Raw genomic sequence first — 20582 nt, forward strand, 5'->3', positions numbered from 1 at the left:
GGATTCTCCGTGGCCACTTTCAGAGCAGAGCCGACACCTTTTCCTCCCCGCAGGTCCCGTCACCTCACAGCCGGCCTTATGGCAGCGGTCGTTCTGGTGCTCGGTATCCTTCACGGGTCCCCGGCCCAAGCTGCAACTTCTCCTATTTATCCCATCAGCGGTTACTTCATCTATGGCAGCACCAGTGATGCAAACAATCTAAAGAAACTGACGGACATAAAGTCAGTGGGTGGTGACACCGTCATCACCTTCGGCTCACTGCTCAAGCCTGCATCGCTGTCGACCATCCCGGCTGGGTGCACAATTTCGGGCGTCAACTGTGCGAAGGCCGCCGCTTCCGGGGTCACCGTGAACCGCTACTTCATCTACTCGGACAACAGCTCATGGGGGTCCCCGGCCGTGCTGTGTGGCCGTGATAAGACCGTCACGAACGGCACGACAAAATACACCATACTGCTGCTGCCCACCCAAGGAAGCGGTTGCACTTCTCCTACAAATACCTATGACGTTGTTGTGATTACCGGTGGCCAGTCATCAATATCCATTTCATTGGGCAAGACAGCCACCGACCTGGGCATGAAGTATTACGCTGGTCTGCCCGCACCGGTCAAGAGAACTGACATAACGTACTTACCCGATCTCTCCTACCAAGCGACATTTTCGCTCTTCACGGCCCGTTTCCTGCTCTATCAAGCGAAAGTCAACGATGTTCCCGGCCTGGCAGGTTTCTACCACCACACGGAGATGCCACTCAGCAATGGGGCCGTCTGGGATGCTGTCCTGAAGGTATACGAAATCCAGAATTCGAGGATTGCCCAGTACCAGCCAACTCGTTCAGCAATTGTCAGCCCCTACATCGACTCGCGTAGCGCTTTCTCCGGCAGAGTCACAGTTGATCAGGCGCGCGAAGCCGTAGAGAACATTGCCAACACTGCCGATGGCGTGGATCTCGCGATCGCAGTACAGGACGGCATGGGTACCGGCAAGGGCGCTTCATTCTTCGGAAGCGAATCCGGAAACAGCGTGGATCAGTATGCAGCCGCGATAGTGGGCAACGGAACCTGGGGTTCCAAGTACATGGCCCCAACACGCGAGTACTTTGTAGCCCTGGCTGAAGGTGTCCAGGGCACGGGAGCCGAGCTGTGGGCGAACCTGGAAGGCATGGCGCCGGCGACCTCGCAGAATCCATGCGACAACAGCCTGCGCGGTCAGACAACCAAGTCAAGAATGAACAAGCAACTCCAGCAACTGGGCAACACTCCTGGCAAGGTCATTTCCTTCATGTGGGATCCATACTTCACATGTTCTGGGACGTTTGCCCCGATGCTGGAGCGGCTTAAGACCACCAGCACGACTCCTGTGATTACGGACTCCATTTTCTATGGGAATGGTGATGTGTTGGTCACCGGTCACAACTTGAGCGGTGGGAAGGTACAGGTCAAGTGGACCGACGCTTATGGGAGGGTGTTTGACAAGACCGTAACTGCCACGGGCTACAACGCAGCGTACGGGAAGCAATTGGGCATCAACCCACTTCTTGAGTCGGTGACGGCAAAGCTGGGCAGCACCTCCCTGGGCTCGGGCAAGAACTACTTCGTCAACGTGACTAACGGTTCGGGAGTGAAGAACGACGCCCTCTATTCTGATCGGGGTTGAACCACTGCCGACGGCGGCCGCCCACCATAGTGAAGCGGCCGCCGTCGCTCTGTCGTGTTTATGAAGACCTCCTTGGATTGCATTCTGAGGCACTGTCCATGCGGTCGGATATGTCACTCGACTTCCCAGATGCAAGAATTGATTATGACCCTGTCCCGTTTCAACGCACCTGAGGAGTGATGAAGTGACGAACCCTGTTTCCCGAACAGCTGCCCTTTCGCCTTCTCCGCGCCACATGCGACGGCGTCGTTTCAGGGGTGACGTTCCTTCTTCGCTCCTGCCTGGGCACCAGCACAGTCAGACGACTGCAGAGCGCGCGCGGCCCGCGGTGGTCAATCGAACCTCATCTTCGGCGCCGCCAGAGATTAAGGCGCCTGCGGCAAAGGCCTCGAAGCCTCCCTCGACCCCGTCCAAGGACGTCAGCCTTCGTCGCAAACGCATTGTAGCCCTCGCAGTTGTGACGCTTGTCTCTCTGAGTATTCCGATTCTGGCTCTGACCTTGATGTTTGGCCGCTAAGCAATATATTGCGTCATACGTAATTAAGGACCTCGAGGGACGGTGCGATAGCATCGGCTGGTCAGCCACTGCCTTTCTCGGGGAATCCATGCCCATCGTCATGCCAATTTTCGGTACCCGTCCGGAAGCCATCAAAATGGCTCCGATCGTCACCGCCTTTCAAGAGTCTGCAGACTTCGAGTGCGTAGTGACCGTCACTGGTCAGCACCGCGAGATGCTGGACCAAGTCAACGAGTTATTTGGAATCGTCCCGGACCACGATCTGAACATCCTGCAGCAACGTCAATCGTTGTCTGCCATCATGACCCGCACGATTGACGGCTTGGACAAACTGTTTGCGGCCAACAAACCCGATGCAGTCATCGTCCAAGGTGACACGACCACTTCCACGGCCGGCGCCATCGCTGCCTTCTACCATGGCATCCCCGTGGTCCACGTCGAGGCCGGACTCCGGAGCGGTGACCTGTTCTCTCCGTTCCCTGAAGAGGCGAACCGCAAAATCACGAGCCAGATCGCCAGCCTCCACTTGGCCCCGACTAGTGTCAGCCGCGGCAACCTGCTGGCCGAGGGGATTTCCGAAAGCGACATCGTCGTCACTGGCAATTCAGTCATTGATGCACTCCTGACCACCGTGGACAAGCACATCCCGTTCTCGGATCCGCAGCTGGAGGAGCTTGCTGCCAGCGGCCGCCGAATCCTCCTGGTGACCACGCACCGCCGCGAAAACCAGGGCGATGCGATGCGTGGTGTTGGACGCGCTTTGGCTCGCATTGCCGAAGCAGAGCCGGACCTGATGATTGTGTTGCCTGCCCATAAGAACCCTGTTGTTCGCGAAGCGGTTCTGCCCGCCCTTGAAGGCAAGGAGAACGTCATCGTCACTGAGCCCTTGGCTTACGGCGAATTCACCCGGATGCTCTCCTTGGCGCACATTGTTCTTACAGACTCCGGCGGAGTCCAGGAAGAGGCACCGAGTCTCGGTAAGCCGGTTCTGGTAATGCGCGATAACACGGAGCGGCCGGAAGCAGTTGACGCCGGAACTGTGACGCTTATCGGCACTGACGAAGAGAAGATCGTCAAGGAAGTTGACCGCCTCCTGAATCAGCAGGACGCATTCGACGCCATGGCCAACGCCGTGAACCCCTACGGTGACGGAAAAGCTGCCGAACGGACAGTTGCAGCTGTGGCCCAGCTCCTCGGGACCGGCTCGCGCATCCCGGAGTTCGTAAGCTAATTTGAAACTGCCCTGGCTGGCTTGTCCAGTCAGGGCAGCTGCCTATCCGTTGTGGGTAGGCACTCTTGCCTCCGGGCGACCGTTACGCATTGTCCCGCTCTGTTTGTGACAGTTGCTCCTGGCGGCGCTCACCTAAGATAGTGCTCGAATGTGGCCGTTCAGGGGCAGATAGCCCGATTACGGCGTAAGGAATCGCATGACCACCCACACAGTAGATCTCGACGTCGTTCGGCGCCAGACGTTCGGAGAGATGTTCAGGAAGAGGTCAACTGACCGTGCTCTTGCTGACGAGCTCCTCGTCGGCAAGCTCAGCATGCGTCCTCACCCGACGTGGAATTTCCAGGATGACATCGACTGGAATGCAGATCCGTTCGGGCAACGGAATTGGCGGGCGCAACTTCACATGCTGCGCTGGTTGGAGCCGGTCCGCAGGGTAGCTATGGATGGAGACCGGCAAGCCCAGGAGTTTTGGCTCCAAACGTGCAAGTCGTGGATTGAAGCCAATCCTCAGTCGGACCCGAAGGAGAAGGACCAACAGGGCAATTTTGTCAGCTATGCATGGGCTGACATGGTGGAGGCGCTACGTGCCATGGTCCTGACGTTTGGTCTCCCGCTGGTTCAGGAGGGCGAAGATCAATGGCTGGCGGAGTCCATCTATGCACACGGCTTGTGGCTGGCGGACTCCAAGCATCTCGGTCATTCAAATCATGCCCTGCACCAGCACCAGGCTCTTTTCGTCATCGGTTCAGCCCTGGGCAACGCGGAATGGACGCAACTGGCAACACAGCGCCTCACGAGCTTGTTCGAGGAAAATTATGACGAACAGGGCGTAAATGTCGAAGGGGCCATTGGCTACCACAAGAACAATCTTGTGTGGTGGGAAGAGGCCTTCAAGCGTCTGGATGTGGAAGGCGTGCCCCGTCCGGCCTCAGCCGAGAGGCTGAATCTCGCCTACCTGGAACTTGCCCATGCCACTAAGCCCGACGGTACCTTTGAACTGATTGGTGATACTGAAGCCACCACTCCGGGAGCGTTGTCGTCCCCCGAATTGGATTACGTGAAGTCGGAAGGTGCTACGGGACAACCGCCCGCGGAGCTCACAAAGATTTACGAGAAGGGGTATGTCTTCGGGCGCAGCGGCTGGGGCGATCATGAACGTGATTTCAAGAAGGAAACCTTCTATTCCCTGTCCTTCGGCAAGGCCAACCGCGTACATGGTCACCAAGATGGCGCTTCCCTGACCCTTCATTCAAACGGCCATCCATGGCTGGTTGACGCCGGTAAATACGCGTACAAAAAAGACGCCATGCGCGACTACTGCTTGTCCCGGCTTGGACACAACGTAGTGCAAGTCGAGGACAGGGTATACAACCCCAAGTCCGAAGTGGCCCTCATCCGGTCATTCACCAGCGATGAAGTTGACGACTTCACCTTCGCGGATTCCGGGTATAAAGGCGTCGAACTGAAGAGGCGTGTCGTCTACTGCCGTGGTGGCGAGTTCTTACTCGTCATAGACAACGTGTTCAGTGCTGACGAGGTCTCCGCCAGACAGCGTTGGCATCTTGACACGGACACCGCGGTGGAGGATATCCCGGGCGGCCTGCGACTGGATCGCGATGGCACGTCCTCCTTCCTCCTTTGGAAGGGCAACGCGCCTGCCATCTCAATTGTGAAGGGTTCAGAAGAACCCTTCGACGGCTGGATGTCCAGGAAATGGATGGAGAAATTGCCAACCCAGGTTGTCTCCGCGACACAGAGCGGGCGGCGCTTCCGGTTCATCACCATCATCGCCGCGCCACAATCAGGCAACTTCTCTGTTAAGAAAATGGATGCCACCGGCGGACGAATAGCGTTGAGTGCGCTCTCCGGACGTTACCAGTTCAACCTGACCGTCGAAGAGGATCGCGTTTCGGTCACCCTCGGCGAGGAAGGAACGATTTCCTCCGAACTGGACGACGTGAGGTCAGCATGGCTTAAGACCATGGACCTTTGCCGCGACGCAGGCGCCGTGTGGTCAGCGCCCAAACCAGATGACGGCTTGTTCACGACGAGGTACTGGGGCCATTTGAAGGCATGGGTTGCCCAACAGGACGACACCCGAAGTGCGCGGCTGGAAGCTTTGAGCATTCTTCTCAACCTTCTTCTCGACGCCACCGATAACGCGAGCGAAGACCAAGGCCTGCGTGCGGGCATCGTGGATCTCCTGGGGAACGACCTCACCGAGGAACTCGAGCTTAACAACAGCGCTCTTGGCGTGATGCGTGAGCCGCTGATTGCCTGGGCCGGCGTTGATCTTCGCTCAAAGACGTATGGCCGCGAGATCCAGACCATCAGTTCGCCGAGTGAGATCGGTTTCGAGGACGGCGAGAAGTCCAAGATTTACTCCGCCAACCTGGGAGGCCTGGTTCTGCCTTTCGCGGTAGGGCGTGGTCCGTCTGATCTCTTATCCGTCAGGTTCCACGGCGCGATCAATAGAACCAAGACAACGTTGCCTTTCTTCCAGGGGCTGACTTCCGAGCTTATGGAAGGGGGAAACCATGCCGTCTTCCAGGATCCCTCACTGGACCTCAACAAGAACATGACCCTCTCTTGGTACCTCGGAGATGGCAGCATCAATGTCCATCGGTTCATGGCCGAGTGCATCCGCAAGCTCCAGCTTGAAACGAATGCCACGCGTATTCTTCTGTCGGGCAGCTCGGGTGGCGGATTCACTGCCCTTCAAGTTGCCGCCTACCTCCCCGATTCCGTCGCACTGGTCTTCAACCCCCAAACCGACGTAAAGGAATACTTCCGGACCAGCGCAGATGTGGCTCTATCCACCTGCTTGAAGTCTGATGTCGATGTGGAAGAAGCACGCGCCTTCAGGCTTTCCACGTCCGTGGTCGAAACGTATGCGATGCTGGAACACCTCCCCCGTATCCTCTACGTCCAGAACACAGGCGATACCCACCACGTCACAAAACACCGTAACCCGTTCCGCTTAATGCTGGAGTCTGAACACAGCCACCATGAAGATCGGATCGAATTCGTTGATGTTGAGTGGGGTCCTGGGCACGTGGCCGCTAAAGCCGAGCTTTATGCCCATTTCCGCTCCGCCGCCTTGGAGCACTTTCCGAAAAGTACCAGTTCATTAATCAACTGATGCAACACTTTTGCACCGACCAGATTTCGTTGACTTAGGAAACACGTTGCACATTAACAGAAGACTCAGTTCTGACAGGACCATCGGCCTTTCCGCAGTTGCGGGTTTTGCCTTCATTTTCTTTGGAACGTTGTTGGCTCTCCTGCCGCTGGCGGCTTCGACGGCAAGCGCGGTGGTCATCATCGCTTTGTTTGTGGTGGCTAGTGTCGCCTTCAGCGTTGCCACCACCGGCCTGATTGGGAGGCTGAAGGAGAACCGGCGCTTGCAGCGCGAGTCCCAGGCCTCAATTAAGAAGTACCTGCTGACTCTGCAACGGCAGTTGACTGATCTGGGAGAAACTCAGACCGCCTCCACGGCGCAGCTCACCGACCTGAAGGAGGCCCACAACGCCTCCACAGCACGGCTCACCGACCTGAAGAAAGCCCACAACGCCTCCACAGCACAGCTCACCGACCTGAAGAAAGCCCACAACGCCTCCACGGCACAGTTGTCAGATGCGGTCCTAACCGCGATTAGGACACTGCCCGTCCCCAAGCCTGAGCTTGAGGCCGAGCACGGGCGCTTGCTGCAACTCGTCGAGGACCTTAAAACCGAACAAGAAGAAAGGGTCCAGGAGGCCGAGGAGCGACATCTCGAACGGCAGTTCGATCTTGTGGCGCTTGACGGGAAAAACTGGGACTCTTTCTCCGGTTCCGAGGTTAAGAAACTTGCGGAGACGCAGTTCAACGCTAAGCCCTTGGCGGTCTACGAGATGCTCGAAGCCCATTCGATCTTTGAGAAGATCAATATGACGTCTCTGCGTGGCCTGGCAAGTGAGCTGCGCAAGCTCGGATACACAGCCAAGAGCCAGCACGTCCTGCGGGTAGTACTTAGCCGGAAGCACAACGAGAAATTGGCCAGTGCAGTCGCGTTACGCGATGAAGAGGTCAAGATCTTCTCCGGTGCCTTCAAGCCTGAGCCGCAAGGACCGTACGAGCGCTTTGCTCCCAAGCCGAACTGCATCCTGCACGTAGTGGGCAAAGTTCTCCCGACTACACAGTCGGGATATACGCTGCGTACGCACTACACGGCCTTAGCCCAGATCCAGTCCGGGTTGGAAGTACACGTGTGCAATCAGGTGGGCGATGCAGTGAACGCCGATGTAGCCGCGCAGATGGACGTTGACGGTGTCACCTACCATCTCCCGACAGGACCCATCCGACTGAACACTCCCCTGACTACTTGGCTAAGCGCCAACGTTGAGGAACTCGCGAGAGTGGTTGCAGAGGTACGTCCTGCTGTTCTCCATGCCCACTCAGACTTCTTCAATGCCCTCTCCGCAAGGGCTGTTGGTGACTATTTCGAGATTCCTGTGATTTACGAAAGCCGCGGCTTCTGGGAAGAGTCTTGGCTTTCCCGAATGGCCCAAGCCAGCGGTATCGAAGACATCGAGGCATTCAGCAATCGCTGGGGCATCCCTGACACCTACGCATGGCGTCGGGAACGCGAGCGTGATTGCAGGGAAGCAGCGGACCATGTGTTCACCCTTGCAGAGGTCATGAAACGCCGAATTACGGCCGAAGGGTGCCCGGAGGACAAGACCTCGGTAGTGCCCAACGCTGTCAGCGGCGCCCAATTCCCGGTTCAAACGCGAAATGCCGAGTTGGCTGGCAGGCTAGGCATACAGAGCGACGAGATCGTCATCGGGTACATTTCATCCCTGGTCGAGTATGAGGGAGTACCGGTACTTATCGATGCCTTCCGACAGTTGCGTGAACGCCTGAGCGTTCCTGTCCGGCTCCTCGTGGTAGGCGATGGACCAGTCCTCGACTCTCTCAAGGCCACAGCTGCGTCGCTCGGACTTCAGGATGCTCTCTTCACAGGGCGCGTACCCCACGAGGACATCCTGGGGTATTACGGGCTCATCGACATTTTCGTTGTCCCACGCACGGCAGCAGCTGTATGCCAGCTCGTCACGCCCCTGAAACCCTTTGAAGCCTTCGCAACGGGACGAACGATTGTTATGTCTGACGTCGACGCGCTCAAGGAAATTGCAGAGGCAAGCGGCTCGGCTGCTCTGTTCCAGGCTGGAAACAGTGACTCACTCGCGGACGTACTAGCCGACCTTGTTTCAAGCCCTGAGACGAGGAGCCAGATGGCGGCAGCCGGCGCGGCTTGGGTACGTGAAAGTCGCTCATGGGAAGCCAACGCGGCTGTCTATAACAACCAGTATGCGAATCTGGCGGCGAATGCAATCCGCGTCTGAATTGCTGTTCCAGCAATTAACGGACGCTGATATTGAAGCGCTTCGGCTATGGGTCGCTTCAAGTCACCGCCCCGATCTTTCGGACGCAGTTTGGTTCGACAGCCTAATCAGTGATTCCGATTCGGATGTTATTAACAACGGCTGGAAGGCCGGAGACTACGATCGGCTGGATCTTTCGCTGCCACTCGCCTGGGATAGTCTCTGCGCGGACGACAGAAGCTGGGGTTCCCAGCTCCACGGCTGGAAATTCATGGACAGGCCAATCCAGGAGTTTATCCGTACTGGTGAAAAGATCTACCTTCAATGGTGCTTGGATCGTGCAGTCTCCTGGTCGGAGAGGTATTCTGGCCAGGAGACAGACAACGCGATCGTCTGGTACAACATGGCTCTCGGACAGCGCGCCCTTCGCCTCGCTGGCCTCATTTATCTGGGGGCAAAAAACGGCATAGCTATTCAGGAACTGCGGTCCCTGCTCAGTGCTGTAGACAGGCACAGGCTCGAATTCGCTCTCGAAAGCTCGTTCAATCCACGCACTAACCATGGCTATTTTGTGGCCATCGGTCAGACAGTACTGGGCGCAGCTCTTGAAGCTGTGCCAGAGTTGAGCGGGCTGGCTGAGGAGGGCCGCAGACGGCTGGCAGTCATGATCCGAACACAGTTTCTTCCGGACGGCGGCCACAGCGAGCACTCCCCCGAATACCATCGGATGCTCATGCAATCCTTCCAGATTGCGGTGGACAACGGCCTCATCGAAGATTCCGAACTGACGGGCCGCCTCCGCAAGGCCGCGGACTTGCTGGGCTGGATGATCCAGCCCAATGGTTCGCTGGTCCCGTTGGGTGATACCCCGTACGTCAAAATGATAGACGGGAGTCATCCTCTGACTCTGAGCCCTGAAACCAACTTTCTGATGTCGGGAGGTTCATTCGGTCAGGCGTGCCCAACAGAACTGGGAGTATTTCCGGACTCTGGCTATGCCTTTGTCCGTTCACCCCAGCCACGAGGAGAAGCCGGACAGTCAACTTCGTCTTACCTCGCTTTCACAGCGGCCTTCCACGGCAGAGCGCACAAACACGCGGACGATCTCAATTTCGTCTGGTATGACCGGGGGCAGGAGATATTGGTCGAAGGCGGCCGTTACGGGTACGGTGCACAATTGCCCGTCGATTCGCCCCTTCGCGCGGACGGCTTCTACTATGCCGATCCCTTCCGTCGGTTCGTCGAATCTACGATGGCTCATAATACGGTGACCGCCAACGGAAGGAACCACGACCGGCGTCGAACCCCTGCAGGCTCTGGTCTTGGGCTGTGTGAGCAGGTGGGCGACGTGTTCGTTCTGAACGGCCGCATGGACCATGGAGGATGGACCCACCGCCGGACGGTTGAGTTGAAACCCGGCATTGGTCTCACCGTCACAGATGACGTGCAGTCCACGGATGCCGTCAAGCGGGACTACCAGGTTTGGTTCAATCTCTCTGGAGCACTGAAATTAAGTTCATCCCCTTCTGCCGGGCTTTCCTGGTCTCCAGCCGGTGGAGAGTGGCATCTGACGTTAAGGACGGAACCGGGCACTTCGGTCCACGGCCCAGTACGTGAATCCGACAACCCTCTCAGGGGCTGGCGGTCAGTCGAGGACGGAACCCGCGAGGGCGTTTGGTCCATCTGTTTGGAGGCCAGGAAAACCCGTCACCACGTGTTCAGGAGCAGATTTACCTTCGACAACGATAACTAGGCAAGCCAGCACGATCTCCTAAGAGTGAGACAAATAGGACCTCTTGGCTCGTTTTTCTCAGTAGCGACAAGAGAGAGTCACGCCTACAACTCTCTGACTTCAAACCGACCCTCCGCGCCCGGCGTGAGATATTCAAACATTCAGCAACCCTCATACGAGCGTTGAGGCATGGCTGCGTGCTAAGTCAGTGCTTTGTTTATCAGGCTCCATCAACATCAGGCAGCCATATTGTGACGGCGATTCCCGTCTGAACAAGGGGTAGGTCTGTTCCAACCGGTAACGTTGGTCCTTGGTAATATCGACTTAACAACTGGGGAACTCATGGGCTCAGCTACCGACTATGTGACCAATGAATACGAGGTTGGTTTGCCACCGCTCCGCATGGAGCGCAAAGCCATCTGGGACTACTACCGTATAGAGTTCTTGCCCAATGGATACCCTGGCCGCCGGACTGACGGTGTGCTCATGGCGCACCCGATCTATGGCCCTTACGTCATCACTGACTACCTGATCCAGTATGGGCTCACCGAGGATCCCATATTCCTCGAAGCTGCCATTCGGGTCGCTGACATCTCAGTCGCCATGATGGAGCCATTGCACGACGGCTTGGTATTTAACTATGACGAGGAGCGGGCCAAGGTCTCCAGCAAGAAGGGCACCTGGTACAGCGGCCTCACGCAGTCCCGTTACGTGGACGTCCTCAGTAGGCTCCTCGCCTACCCGGATACCGAACGGTTCCGCGGACCACTGAAGGCTGTCTTGACCAGCTTGACCATCCCCGTAGAGGACGGCGGCGTTGCGCGCTACACCAGCGACGGTGGACTCATTATCGAGGAGTACCCGGCTACCTTCCCGAACTGCACCCTGAACGGATGGACCACAGCGACGTGCATCCTGTTGGACGTCGCGAAGGCCACGAACGATGACGGCGATTGGGAAGTGTTCCACAAATCCGTTAGAGGCATGGAAAGCGTCATCGGCCTCTACGACGTCCCTGAGCTCGCCAACTCCCGTTACAAACTCGAAGGCGACGCCACGTTCCAGCTCACGGCTGCAGGCTCCGACTTGGAAGTGACGGACTGCCACGTGGTTGTCCCATCAGCCGGCGTCTTTGCTGCGAACGTCGACGGTGACCAGGCGGGGGAAGCTCTCAAGGCCGGCCCCCTGGCCATTCGAGACGGCAAGCTGGGGCGCGTCAAGGTTCGTTTGAGTAGGTTTTCGTGGCCTTCGCCCAACAGGCTTTTGCTGAAGGTCACGGCTGAACGTGCAGCGCAAGTCAAAGTGGCTATTGGCGAGACGACGTACAATCCGTTCGGGAGCGTGCCGAAGGTGACCGGTCAGAAGCACCTTCAAGAGTTCGACTTACTTCCCGGTGAAAACCTTCTTGAGATTGCGGTGCCGTGGATTGCTGCGGAGATGGTTGCGCACCCCACCAATTTTTCCAAGAAACTCACGGGGCGGCAGTTCAACGTCTACCACTTCATTCACATCGACACTCTCACGAAAATCGTAGAGCAGTCTGGAAGCGAGATTCTGGGCTATTACCTCGATAAATGGCGGCATGCTCCGTCACTTTGGGCTGAACACCCGGCCTACCAAGATGAACGCCTGATGTTGGAGCGCTTCGACATGCACAAACACAAGTAGCCACAACCGACACAGATGCCCCACCATTAGAGCGCGTGGGGGCATCTGTGTCGCGGAGCCTAGACGGCTCTCCATGGTTCATGGTTCCCTGTGAAACGGACTCCCTGACTTGAAAGCTGAAGTTCTCGAAGCCCTGCTGTGTTGAATGATCTCTACGCATTCATCAAGAGTCAGGAGCTACGATCCTTGATCAAGCAAAGTTCCCGGCGCCACGATGCTGCCACCGCGAGCAAGCACATCAAAAGGACCGGCAGAGGAATCACCTCCTCGGAACTACAAACGCCTAACCTGCTGCGCAGTGCCGCCAGACAGCGGCGGGAATATCCCCCACGGCAAAACGCTCGCCGCGAACCGCGAACAGCCGCTTAGGCAGTGTGGAGCGCCGTGGTGTCGCCCTTCATAATTGCCGAAACCTCTGGATCCTCCCAGGTTATGGGCGCGTAAATCTCCCCCAGTTGCTGGATCAGCTCAACACATTCTGCGACATCAGCCTCAGGGACGCGCTTGAGTTTGTGGATAAACCAGTGCTTCATGAAGGTCTGGGCGCGGCCAGCCTTATAGTCCGGCATCAGCCCGACTTCCTCGAGCCATGCGGCGCGAGCCGTCTCCAACGGCAGATACTTGCGGTAGAACCGGGGTCCGAGGGTATTCACCACGGAGTTCTCCACCGCACCGTAATAGATGTGGATCGGGACTTCGAGAACGTCGATCCTGCGGGCGTAATGTACCAACTGCTGGAAGAAGAATGAATCCTGTCCAAGCGCTCCCACGGGCTGCTCAAGATGAAGATTCTTCAACCACGTGGAATTGAGCACGGCAGCCTGGATGCTCATCGGATAGAAGTCCAGACGACTGAGAAGGCTGTCCGGAACACCGTCACCGGCTTCGGGCAAGACGTCCAAGTTGCGGCCAAGTTTTCGAGAGTTGTGGAAAGTTCTGATGCCGTCCGAGTATCTGAGCATGTCACCCAAGGCCATGTCCAAGGATTCATCAACGGCGAGTTGCACCAACTGTGCATAACCGTCGTTGATTGCTTCGTTGTCTGGATCCAAATAAGTCACCCATGGTGCTGTTGCAAGCTCCAGCCCCTTATTTCGTGGCCTGGAAGCGCTACCCGAGCCAGTGCCCCCAAACTTGAAAACAGAAATCTGGCTGTGGCGTTCCGCCAGCTCGTCAAGTATTTGATGAGTGCGCAGATCCGTAGAACCATCGTCAACCAGGATGATCTCCATCTGGGCGAAAAGTGACGATCGCTCGAGGGACCTGATGCACTTATTCAGAAGGAACGGGCCGTTGTTATGAACTGGCACAATGACGGAAAGAAGGGCTTCGAAGGGGCCTCGGCTGACTCCGATATTGACAAGGAATCTGTACGCATTCCGATGCCCAGAGGATCGAGCACGTAGCCGTTGCCTTGAACGCGACCACCTTGGCGATACGCTTCGCCGGCAGCAGAGTCGAGCCAAAGGGCACCCGCTGAAGGTTCTGGCAAGGCGGAGAAGGACTCATGCTCGGGCATTGGGGCTGTGTCCGTACCGACATTCGGCAGTGACTTCGTGACGAAATCAGCATCAGCATACTTGAACGCGTTGACCAGATCCTCAACGTACGTGGGAGCATATCTGAACCGATCCGAAACGGGTATGGCGATGTCGAACTCCTTGTAACGCCGGCGCAACTGTTCCGGGCTCACGGTTTCGACTCCGCGGACAGTCTGCTCCTGTATAACACGCTGAAGTCCCTCGGAGGGTGCCTCCATGACCGCACACACCCTCGCCGGAGAAGCCCCCGCTGCCAGGCCTGCAGCCTCCAAAATCTCTGCCATGCGATCGTGGGCAAGGTGGTCCGTGTAAGCCCTCCTGAGGCCTTCCATTTGGACTTCATAGAGGTTGGTCTGAGACATTCCGTCCAGAACGTCACGGACATCTGACGTAGTCTGCGCCGTCAGTACGTTAGGGAACCTATTATTGACGCCTACGTTGTAGTTCGACAGCACCATCGACCCCATGGCCTGAAGTTCAACAACCCGGTTGGCGTACATCGAAGCACTGGATATCACGGAGTTCAAGTTAATATTGAAGTCGGATATTCGCTGGAGCTTCAAAAGCAGATCATGTTCGACAGTGGGTACCACATGCTGGAGGTATTCCTCCGGGAAAAAGTACCGGCTGTTTTCCAGCGACCAGTTGCGGTCAATGATCACAAGGTTCCGTGACGATTCGAGGACGCCATCGAAGATGGCTTTCGCTCCCGATCGGCGTGCGGGATACCGCTGTGTGTGCCATGAGCCAGCGAACAACACATCCGGGAGACGATGTCTGCGTGAGTACACAGGTGAGTGGTGATAGGGATTTACCCCAAAGCTCAACACACCAATGGATGCCGCATCAGGGCAATCCCGAGTGTAGTCCGGGACGCTTTCTGCTGCACAAGTGAAAACATGGTCGGCGGCCTTGGCAATGCTAAGGAATTGGCTGTAGTTGGGAGGGTCCTCTTTGGAATAGAAGGCAACTGGCGTCCCTTTGGCTCTGAAGTATGGGACTACCTCTTCAAGAAGAAATTTCCTCTTCTTTGACTCCGGAGTTGCAAGCCCTTTCCATTCACCGCTAAGTCCACGCCAGGTACTCGCTATGAGCAACAGCCCGGCATCAGCAGCTATGTCCTGATAGTTTGCAGGAGTGACGTAGCTGAGACGAGCGGTTGAGTCGAAACTCTTGTAAAGAAACTCATCGGCAATAATGGCAACGTCAACCGCATGGGGCCTGAGGCTTCTCGAACCCAGCGTTTCGGGAATGTCTTCCAGGATAGGACGGAGATCCTCAATATAGCCCTCGATGTGTGACGCATTCCGCCGGGCCAGATACTTCCGTTTTGTGTTCGACGGCAAAACGGGCTTGCCGGCGAGTACTGAATCCACATAGTACTTTGAGGTGTAAAAACCCTGCCGTGAGTCCGACGCTGCTTGGCAGTATTCGAGTTCTTCCAAACGCTTCTTAGACCGCCATAGGCGGTTCTCCGCGTCACCCATCAGGCTTTTCCCCGTCCTTGGCGCCTGCGTAGGCGCCAGTACTTCAGTTGCAGCGCACCGAGCGCCGAATTGGACAATGCTGCGAGCTTCTTGTCGCGCTCGGCCAGTTCCCTCTGGATGTCAGCATATTTCTCGCGGTACATGTCCAGTTTAAGGCGGGCCGTGAAAAGCTCCTGGCTGAACTTCCGCCTTTCGGCTACCACAGAGGCCATCTCCACTTCCCGCTGGTATGCGTCGCGCAATTCAGCCTGCAGTTTTTCGATCTGGACATTGTGGGCAAGCGCCGCACGGCTAATGCCCTGCCGAATATGCTCGACGTCCCCTTTGTTGCGGTCCATGAAGTAGCGAATCCTCCTCTGTGGTAACCGAAGTGCCGTTAGTTGGCGGCGTGGGCTACGGTGGCAGCCGCTACAGCGTTGGCATCCGGTCCCCAGATGCCGCGGGAGTCGATTACCGTCTTGCCTGCATATGCCGACGGAGAGATGGACTTGAATTCGTCGTGGTCCACCAAAACCACAATGACATCAGCCTTGGAAATGGCTTCTTCCGTGCTCACAAGCTCCACATTGGAACGGTCCCGAAGGGCAGCGGGAAGTGCCTCGACGTGCGGCTCCACTACCAGGAGTCTTGCCGTCGGAAGCTGCTCAGCCAGTTCAGCTGTGATGCCAATGGACGGCGACTCGCGCAGGTCATCGATGTTCGCCTTGAACGCCAGACCGAGCGTGGCGATAACGGGTGCGGCTCCGACTGCCTCAGCAGCCTTGCGCGCCTTGGCAACAACCCATTCCGGCTTGGAGTCGTTGGTAATGCGGGCTTGGCGGATGAGCTGAGCTTCCTCCGGAGCGGCGGCCACAATAAACCACGGGTCCACAGCAATGCAGTGGCCCCCAACACCTGGACCTGGCTGCAGGATGTTAACCCTCGGGTGGTGGTTGGCCAACCGGATCAATTCCCACACGTCGATGCCGAGTTTGTCGCTGATGATGGAGAGTTCATTTGCGAAAGCAATGTTGACATCGCGGTACGAGTTCTCAACGAGCTTCGCCATTTCAGCCGTCACGTCATCGGTGACCAGAATTTCCCCTTGGCAGAACACTGCGTAGAGGTCTTTTGCCAGTTCCGCGGCTGCGGGCGTAATGCCACCCACAATTCGGTCATTGGTGACGAGTTCGATCATTACGCGGCCGGGCAGAACCCGCTCAGGGCAATGAGCAAAATGAATAACCGGTGCACCATTGGCACCGTCAAGCGAGAGGTCAGGCCTCAGAGCGAGAATGTAATCAGCCATTTGCCGCGTGGCGCGTGGGGGTGAAGTCGACTCGAGAATAACGAGTTCGTCGCCTTTGAGCTGAGGCGCGATTCCGCGGGCAGCTGCCTCAATGTAGCTCAAGTCGGCAGAGTGGTCGTCACGGAACGGCGTGGGTACAGCCACGATGTAGGCCTCGGCAGACGGAGTTTCCGTTGTCGCCTTGAGATGCCCCTGGCTTACGGCACCGGCCACGTGGACACCCAGGTCGGGCTCCACGAACGGGACCTCGCCTCGATTTACTGCATCGACCGTGTTTTGGTTCACGTCGATGCCTACGACGTTGATCCCATTGGTCGCGAGGATGGCGGCAGTCGGAAGCCCGATATATCCAAGGCCAACAACAGCTACTGTTTTGATGTTCGTCATTTACTTCCCCTTTTTAGTTAAACAGTGATGTGTTCTTTGGGATCTCCAAAGAACCTGATTTCGCCGGACGCGGCCAGTTCCTCATCTGAGACATCCCAAGTATGACCGTCGCCCTGCCGGATCTGGCAGAAGTTGAATCTGTCGGCAGAATAGATGAAGCCACCCGCCGTGGTGACGGCTTTTAGGAAGCCTGTATCTTCTCCACGGTTAACAGCTTCAAAAGGATTGGATTCAAAGACTTCACGTCGTGCCGTGATAGTCGGTCCAACCACAAAGCGGGTTAGACGATGTTCCATATGGGCGATACGGAGCGCCGTCGCCTTTGTCGACACGAAGTGCATGTAGTGCGCTTGCTTTCCCACCACGTCTGCCTTCGAGTAATCAAGTGCATGAAGGAGGTCCACAAGATATTGCGGACCATAGTAGTCGTCGTCATCCATCTTTGTGAGAACTTCACTCGAAGACGCGGCGACACACTGGTTCAGGCATTCACCCAACGTCAAGTCTCTGGACGCAGTCAGAAGCTTGAAGCGCTGAACCCCGTGCTTTGCGGCCAAATCCTCGACATGGTCCATGGCTACTTCGAATCCGTGCGTTAGAAGTACCAACTCAACATCAACGTCCGATTGACTACCGATGGTCGCGAACACATTCTCCAGCTGATGTGGTCGAATGGTCGGCACGAGTGCACTGACTGTTGGCAGCTGGACCGGTCGCAACAGCTCCGGGAGAACTGATGCGACTATTGTTTCCGCCCTGTGGGCGTAGGTGTGCTCGCTCCAGATCCGTCGTTGGCCCCTGTGAACTACTCGGTCATTGAGTTCGGAGCTGCGCGCCAACATCCTGATCTGATGTTCACCTTGCTCCTGCGAACCCGCTACGAAGACTTCATCCGGCTCAAAGAAGTGACCGATGGCGGAGCTCGGTGTTGAGACGATGGGCGTCCCCGAAGCGGTGATCTCAAAAATCCGTCTCGCGCACATGCTGGGCGAGCCGACAACGGAATTGACGTTAAGAAATACCTTGTACGCCCTGTATGCGGTCAACATTTTTGCGTAATCCAGACTCCCGACCACATTCTCATTGAACGGTACTGGGAACTGGTAACTGGAATCTCCACCGAGTTGACGCGAAAAGATGTCCAGCCTTGGCCCTGACTTAGAGGATGCATCCCTCGCTGCATTAAGAAGTAGATCCATTTGCTGGCGGCGTTCTGGGTATTTATGAGCAAAGTACATCCCCGCGAAGGCCACCCCTCGTGAGTGACGTCCTTCTCCGATACGAATCGGATTATGGATTGCCGGCTGCGCAGCAAACGGCAGCGGAGCTATGCGGTCGTGGCCCAAGTCCCTCTGATAGGAGGGAATACGGTCTGAATCACTCGTGAAAACCATGTCGAACTCACGAGCCGCAGGCAGGAAGTCATCGTAGTGAGGCGGATCCTCTTTGTTCCAAAAGACCGTTGGGATCTGACGCGCCCGGCACCAGGCAACCAATTCCAAGAACTCGGGCTTTGGTCCGGATGTGCCCATGAGCTGGTACTTCCAGGAGCCTTGGTTGCCGTTCCAGGCTGACTCTACGAACAAGAAATCGATTGACGTTGCCGCCAGTTGCTCCTGCCACGAGTCTTTTCGAAGATGCAGCAGGTTCCATTCAAAGGAGTAGGCAGCACTCGAAAAGTCATCCAGAATCACGCCAACTGTAAGGTCCTGGCGCCGGGGATCACGATCAGGGACGCGATAGGGCCCAAACGCCACCAGGTTGCCCGGCTCTGAGATTGAACCAGCCCGAGTCTTGCTCTTGCCGCGAGAACTGTTGATTCGCTTCTCGACTTTTCGTCTCCTGCGCCACTCCAGGAGCTGGTTTAGTCCTCCCTGCCGGAAATGCCATGCAGCTTTGCGCATGTCCTCTATCACTAGCATGTCAGCGTCCTTCCATACGACGCCCGCTGGCTCGTTCGAGCACACGTGTAGCGACAAGGTTTGCACGGGCTTCATCCTTGATACCTGCGGCTGTGAGGTTGTTCCCACGGGATAGGTTGGATGAGAAGTCTTTGTAAGTAGCTGTCACGTCTTCAGCGGGTCCATCCATGATGAGCTCGCCCTTATCCAGCCAGATCACCCTGCTGCACATGTCCCGAATGGTATCCAGACCATGACTGACGATGAAGACGCAACCCGCTTGGGCCCGCAGCTCATCCATGCGCGCTTTACTTCGGTTGTTGAACTGCGCGTCGCCAGTGTTCAGCGCTTCATCGACCAGGAGGATCTCCGGATTAACAGATGCTGCAATAGCAAAGCGCAGTCTGGACGCCATGCCTGAAGAGTACGTTTTCATTGGCAGGAAGATGGCGGAATCCAAACCTGAGACTTCGACGATATTGTCGAAGCGAGCATCGATCTGCTCCCTGGTCATACCCATAGCGAGGCAGCCCAGAACGACGTTTTGATCGCCGGAAAGTTCAGGGACCAGTGCGGCATTGACACCAAGGAGAACGGGAGTGCTTGAAGCGTAGACAGCGCCGTCGGTAGGCGCCACCTGGCCGCTGATCAACTTCATCATTGTGCTTTTTCCAGAACCATTCCGCCCGATGATGCCGACAGACTCGCCCCTTTCCACGACCAAAGAGATCTCTTTGAGCGCAGAAACGGTGACCAAGTTCGGCCGCTCAAGCAGGCTTGTAATTCTTCCCCTGATTCCCCGTCTGCTGGACGTGCTGCGTCCATCAGAAGATGGCACCCGATAAGTCATCCGGACCTTGTCTATCACTACGCATGGAGGACCGTCCAGAAATGCAGTTGAATCAATCGCGCCCATAAGTCTCCTCCCCTTGCCAGAAGAATACGAAGCCAACCAAGAGTGCCCCCAGTGCGACGACACCCAGAGTTGCCCATGACTCCCAAGAAGGCACACGGTCGTAAAGGACGCTGCTGCGAACGATGTCAATGACGTTGAAGAGCGGATTGAACTTCATCACGGCGAGAATCGTCGGATCGGACACGAATCGTTCGTAGGAGTAGAAGACAGCCGAACCGTACATCCAGGCACGAATAGCGAACGGAAGGAGGTGCGTAACGTCATGCACCTTCGAAATAACGCGTGCAAGTATCAGGCCGATCCCAAGATTGAAGATTCCCTGAAGAATCACTGCGGGAATGGTGAGAAGCCAGAGAACGCTGACCTTCTCGGCGGGCGGCACTATGACTATGAGAAGAAGCATGCCCAAGATCAAGGGCACGGCTGAGAGCATCTCACGCATGTTGGCACCCAAAGGCAGGGCTGCCCGTGGAAAGTTGAATGCTTGGACGACAGACTTGCCGTTGCGTATTGATCGCGCACCTGATGTGATCGCGCCAGAACTGAACTGGAAAAGGAAGATTCCAACCACTAAGTAACCGACGAAGTTATCGATGCCGTGGCTGGTCTGCAGCAACAATCCGAACACGAAGTAATACGTCAGTCCGTTAAAAACGGGATTCAACAGTAGCCACGCGCTACCTAGCCGGTCTTTTCGCGTTCCACTCTGCACGCGAGCCCGGGCATCGTAGAAAATAAACTGACGGTAGTCCCATAATTGGACCAGGTAGTCCAGAAACCCCGGACGGGACCCCACCCGGGAGAGCTTCCTGATATCCACCGACAACGGCTGTATTGCCGCCGGCGGTGGAAGCTTAGCCTTCTTTGCCGACACTAAATGGGTCTCCTAGAT

At 56.6% G+C, this 20582-nt stretch carries 13 protein-coding genes; 6 read left to right on the forward strand and 7 right to left on the reverse strand.

Annotation, left to right across the window (positions count from 1 at the left end):
• The first annotated feature begins 9 nt into the window (after positions 1 to 9).
• From CGK93_RS17820 to CGK93_RS17845, 6 genes are all read left to right on the forward strand, one after another.
• Entirely contained in the window at positions 10 to 1656 is a 1647-nt protein-coding gene (locus tag CGK93_RS17820; RefSeq protein WP_089595964.1) for a hypothetical protein, read from the forward strand.
• 605 nt (positions 1657 to 2261) lie between these two features.
• Positions 2262 to 3404, forward strand: coding sequence for a non-hydrolyzing UDP-N-acetylglucosamine 2-epimerase (wecB, locus tag CGK93_RS17825; protein WP_089595965.1), 1143 nt, complete (start codon positions 2262 to 2264; stop codon positions 3402 to 3404).
• A gap of 196 nt (positions 3405 to 3600) precedes the next feature.
• The gene (locus tag CGK93_RS17830; RefSeq protein WP_089595966.1) at positions 3601 to 6546 is read left to right on the forward strand and encodes a heparinase II/III domain-containing protein; all 2946 of its coding nucleotides are present in this window, start codon (positions 3601 to 3603) and stop codon (positions 6544 to 6546) included.
• 46 nt (positions 6547 to 6592) lie between these two features.
• Entirely contained in the window at positions 6593 to 8791 is a 2199-nt protein-coding gene (locus CGK93_RS17835) for a glycosyltransferase (RefSeq protein WP_089595967.1), read from the forward strand.
• The gene (locus CGK93_RS17840; protein ID WP_198318255.1) at positions 8775 to 10523 is read left to right on the forward strand and encodes a heparinase II/III domain-containing protein; all 1749 of its coding nucleotides are present in this window, start codon (positions 8775 to 8777) and stop codon (positions 10521 to 10523) included. The genes CGK93_RS17835 and CGK93_RS17840 overlap by 17 nt, the downstream gene beginning before the upstream one ends.
• A 321-nt stretch (positions 10524 to 10844) precedes the next feature.
• Positions 10845 to 12170: a D-glucuronyl C5-epimerase family protein gene (locus CGK93_RS17845; protein ID WP_089595969.1), complete on the forward strand. Its 1326-nt coding sequence runs from the start codon at positions 10845 to 10847 to the stop codon at positions 12168 to 12170.
• A gap of 365 nt (positions 12171 to 12535) precedes the next feature.
• On the opposite strand, the gene CGK93_RS17850 is transcribed toward CGK93_RS17845, so the two are convergent.
• The 7 genes from CGK93_RS17850 to CGK93_RS17875 are packed head-to-tail and all read right to left on the reverse strand — an operon-like array spanning position 12536 to position 20564.
• Positions 12536 to 13480 (reverse strand): glycosyltransferase family 2 protein, encoded by a 945-nt coding sequence (locus CGK93_RS17850; protein ID WP_157731876.1) that lies wholly within the window; start codon positions 13478 to 13480, stop codon positions 12536 to 12538.
• Positions 13447 to 15198 carry a hypothetical protein gene (locus CGK93_RS23645; protein ID WP_157731878.1) on the reverse strand — a complete coding sequence of 584 codons (1752 nt, stop codon included), beginning with the start codon at positions 15196 to 15198 and terminating at the stop codon, positions 13447 to 13449. Before CGK93_RS23645 ends, CGK93_RS17850 begins: the two co-directional genes overlap by 34 nt.
• Positions 15198 to 15536, reverse strand: a complete 339-nt coding sequence (locus CGK93_RS17855) for a hypothetical protein (protein WP_089595971.1) — start codon at positions 15534 to 15536, stop codon at positions 15198 to 15200. Before CGK93_RS17855 ends, CGK93_RS23645 begins: the two co-directional genes overlap by 1 nt.
• Positions 15537 to 15574: 38 nt before the next feature.
• On the reverse strand, positions 15575 to 16873 hold the full coding sequence (gene wecC, locus CGK93_RS17860) for a UDP-N-acetyl-D-mannosamine dehydrogenase (protein WP_089595972.1): 1299 nt from the start codon (positions 16871 to 16873) through the stop codon (positions 15575 to 15577).
• Between the two features lie 17 nt (positions 16874 to 16890).
• Positions 16891 to 18777 (reverse strand): glycosyltransferase family protein, encoded by a 1887-nt coding sequence (locus CGK93_RS17865; protein WP_232481378.1) that lies wholly within the window; start codon positions 18775 to 18777, stop codon positions 16891 to 16893.
• Between the two features lie 19 nt (positions 18778 to 18796).
• Complete coding sequence (locus CGK93_RS17870) at positions 18797 to 19690, reverse strand: ABC transporter ATP-binding protein (protein WP_089595974.1); 894 nt, start codon at positions 19688 to 19690, stop codon at positions 18797 to 18799.
• The gene (locus CGK93_RS17875) at positions 19677 to 20564 is read right to left on the reverse strand and encodes an ABC transporter permease (protein WP_232481379.1); all 888 of its coding nucleotides are present in this window, start codon (positions 20562 to 20564) and stop codon (positions 19677 to 19679) included. Before CGK93_RS17875 ends, CGK93_RS17870 begins: the two co-directional genes overlap by 14 nt.
• Between the last annotated feature and the right edge of the window lie 18 nt (positions 20565 to 20582).

The sequence above is a fragment of the Arthrobacter sp. YN genome, assembly GCF_002224285.1.
Lineage (GTDB): Bacteria > Actinomycetota > Actinomycetes > Actinomycetales > Micrococcaceae > Arthrobacter.

What these genes read in the sequence shown, in the direction of transcription:
- wecB (WP_089595965.1), top strand. Translation starts at nt 2,262, where the DNA reads ATGCCCATCGTCATGCCAATTTTCGGTACCCGTCCGGAAGCCATCAAA.
- CGK93_RS17830 (WP_089595966.1), top strand. Translation starts at nt 3,601, where the DNA reads ATGACCACCCACACAGTAGATCTCGACGTCGTTCGGCGCCAGACGTTC.
- CGK93_RS17840 (WP_198318255.1), top strand. Translation starts at nt 8,775, where the DNA reads ATGCAATCCGCGTCTGAATTGCTGTTCCAGCAATTAACGGACGCTGAT.
- CGK93_RS17845 (WP_089595969.1), top strand. Translation starts at nt 10,845, where the DNA reads ATGGGCTCAGCTACCGACTATGTGACCAATGAATACGAGGTTGGTTTG.
- CGK93_RS23645 (WP_157731878.1), bottom strand. Translation starts at nt 15,198, where the DNA reads ATGGGTGACGCGGAGAACCGCCTATGGCGGTCTAAGAAGCGTTTGGAA.
- CGK93_RS17855 (WP_089595971.1), bottom strand. Translation starts at nt 15,536, where the DNA reads ATGGACCGCAACAAAGGGGACGTCGAGCATATTCGGCAGGGCATTAGC.
- wecC (WP_089595972.1), bottom strand. Translation starts at nt 16,873, where the DNA reads ATGACGAACATCAAAACAGTAGCTGTTGTTGGCCTTGGATATATCGGG.
- CGK93_RS17865 (WP_232481378.1), bottom strand. Translation starts at nt 18,777, where the DNA reads ATGCGCAAAGCTGCATGGCATTTCCGGCAGGGAGGACTAAACCAGCTC.
- CGK93_RS17870 (WP_089595974.1), bottom strand. Translation starts at nt 19,690, where the DNA reads ATGGGCGCGATTGATTCAACTGCATTTCTGGACGGTCCTCCATGCGTA.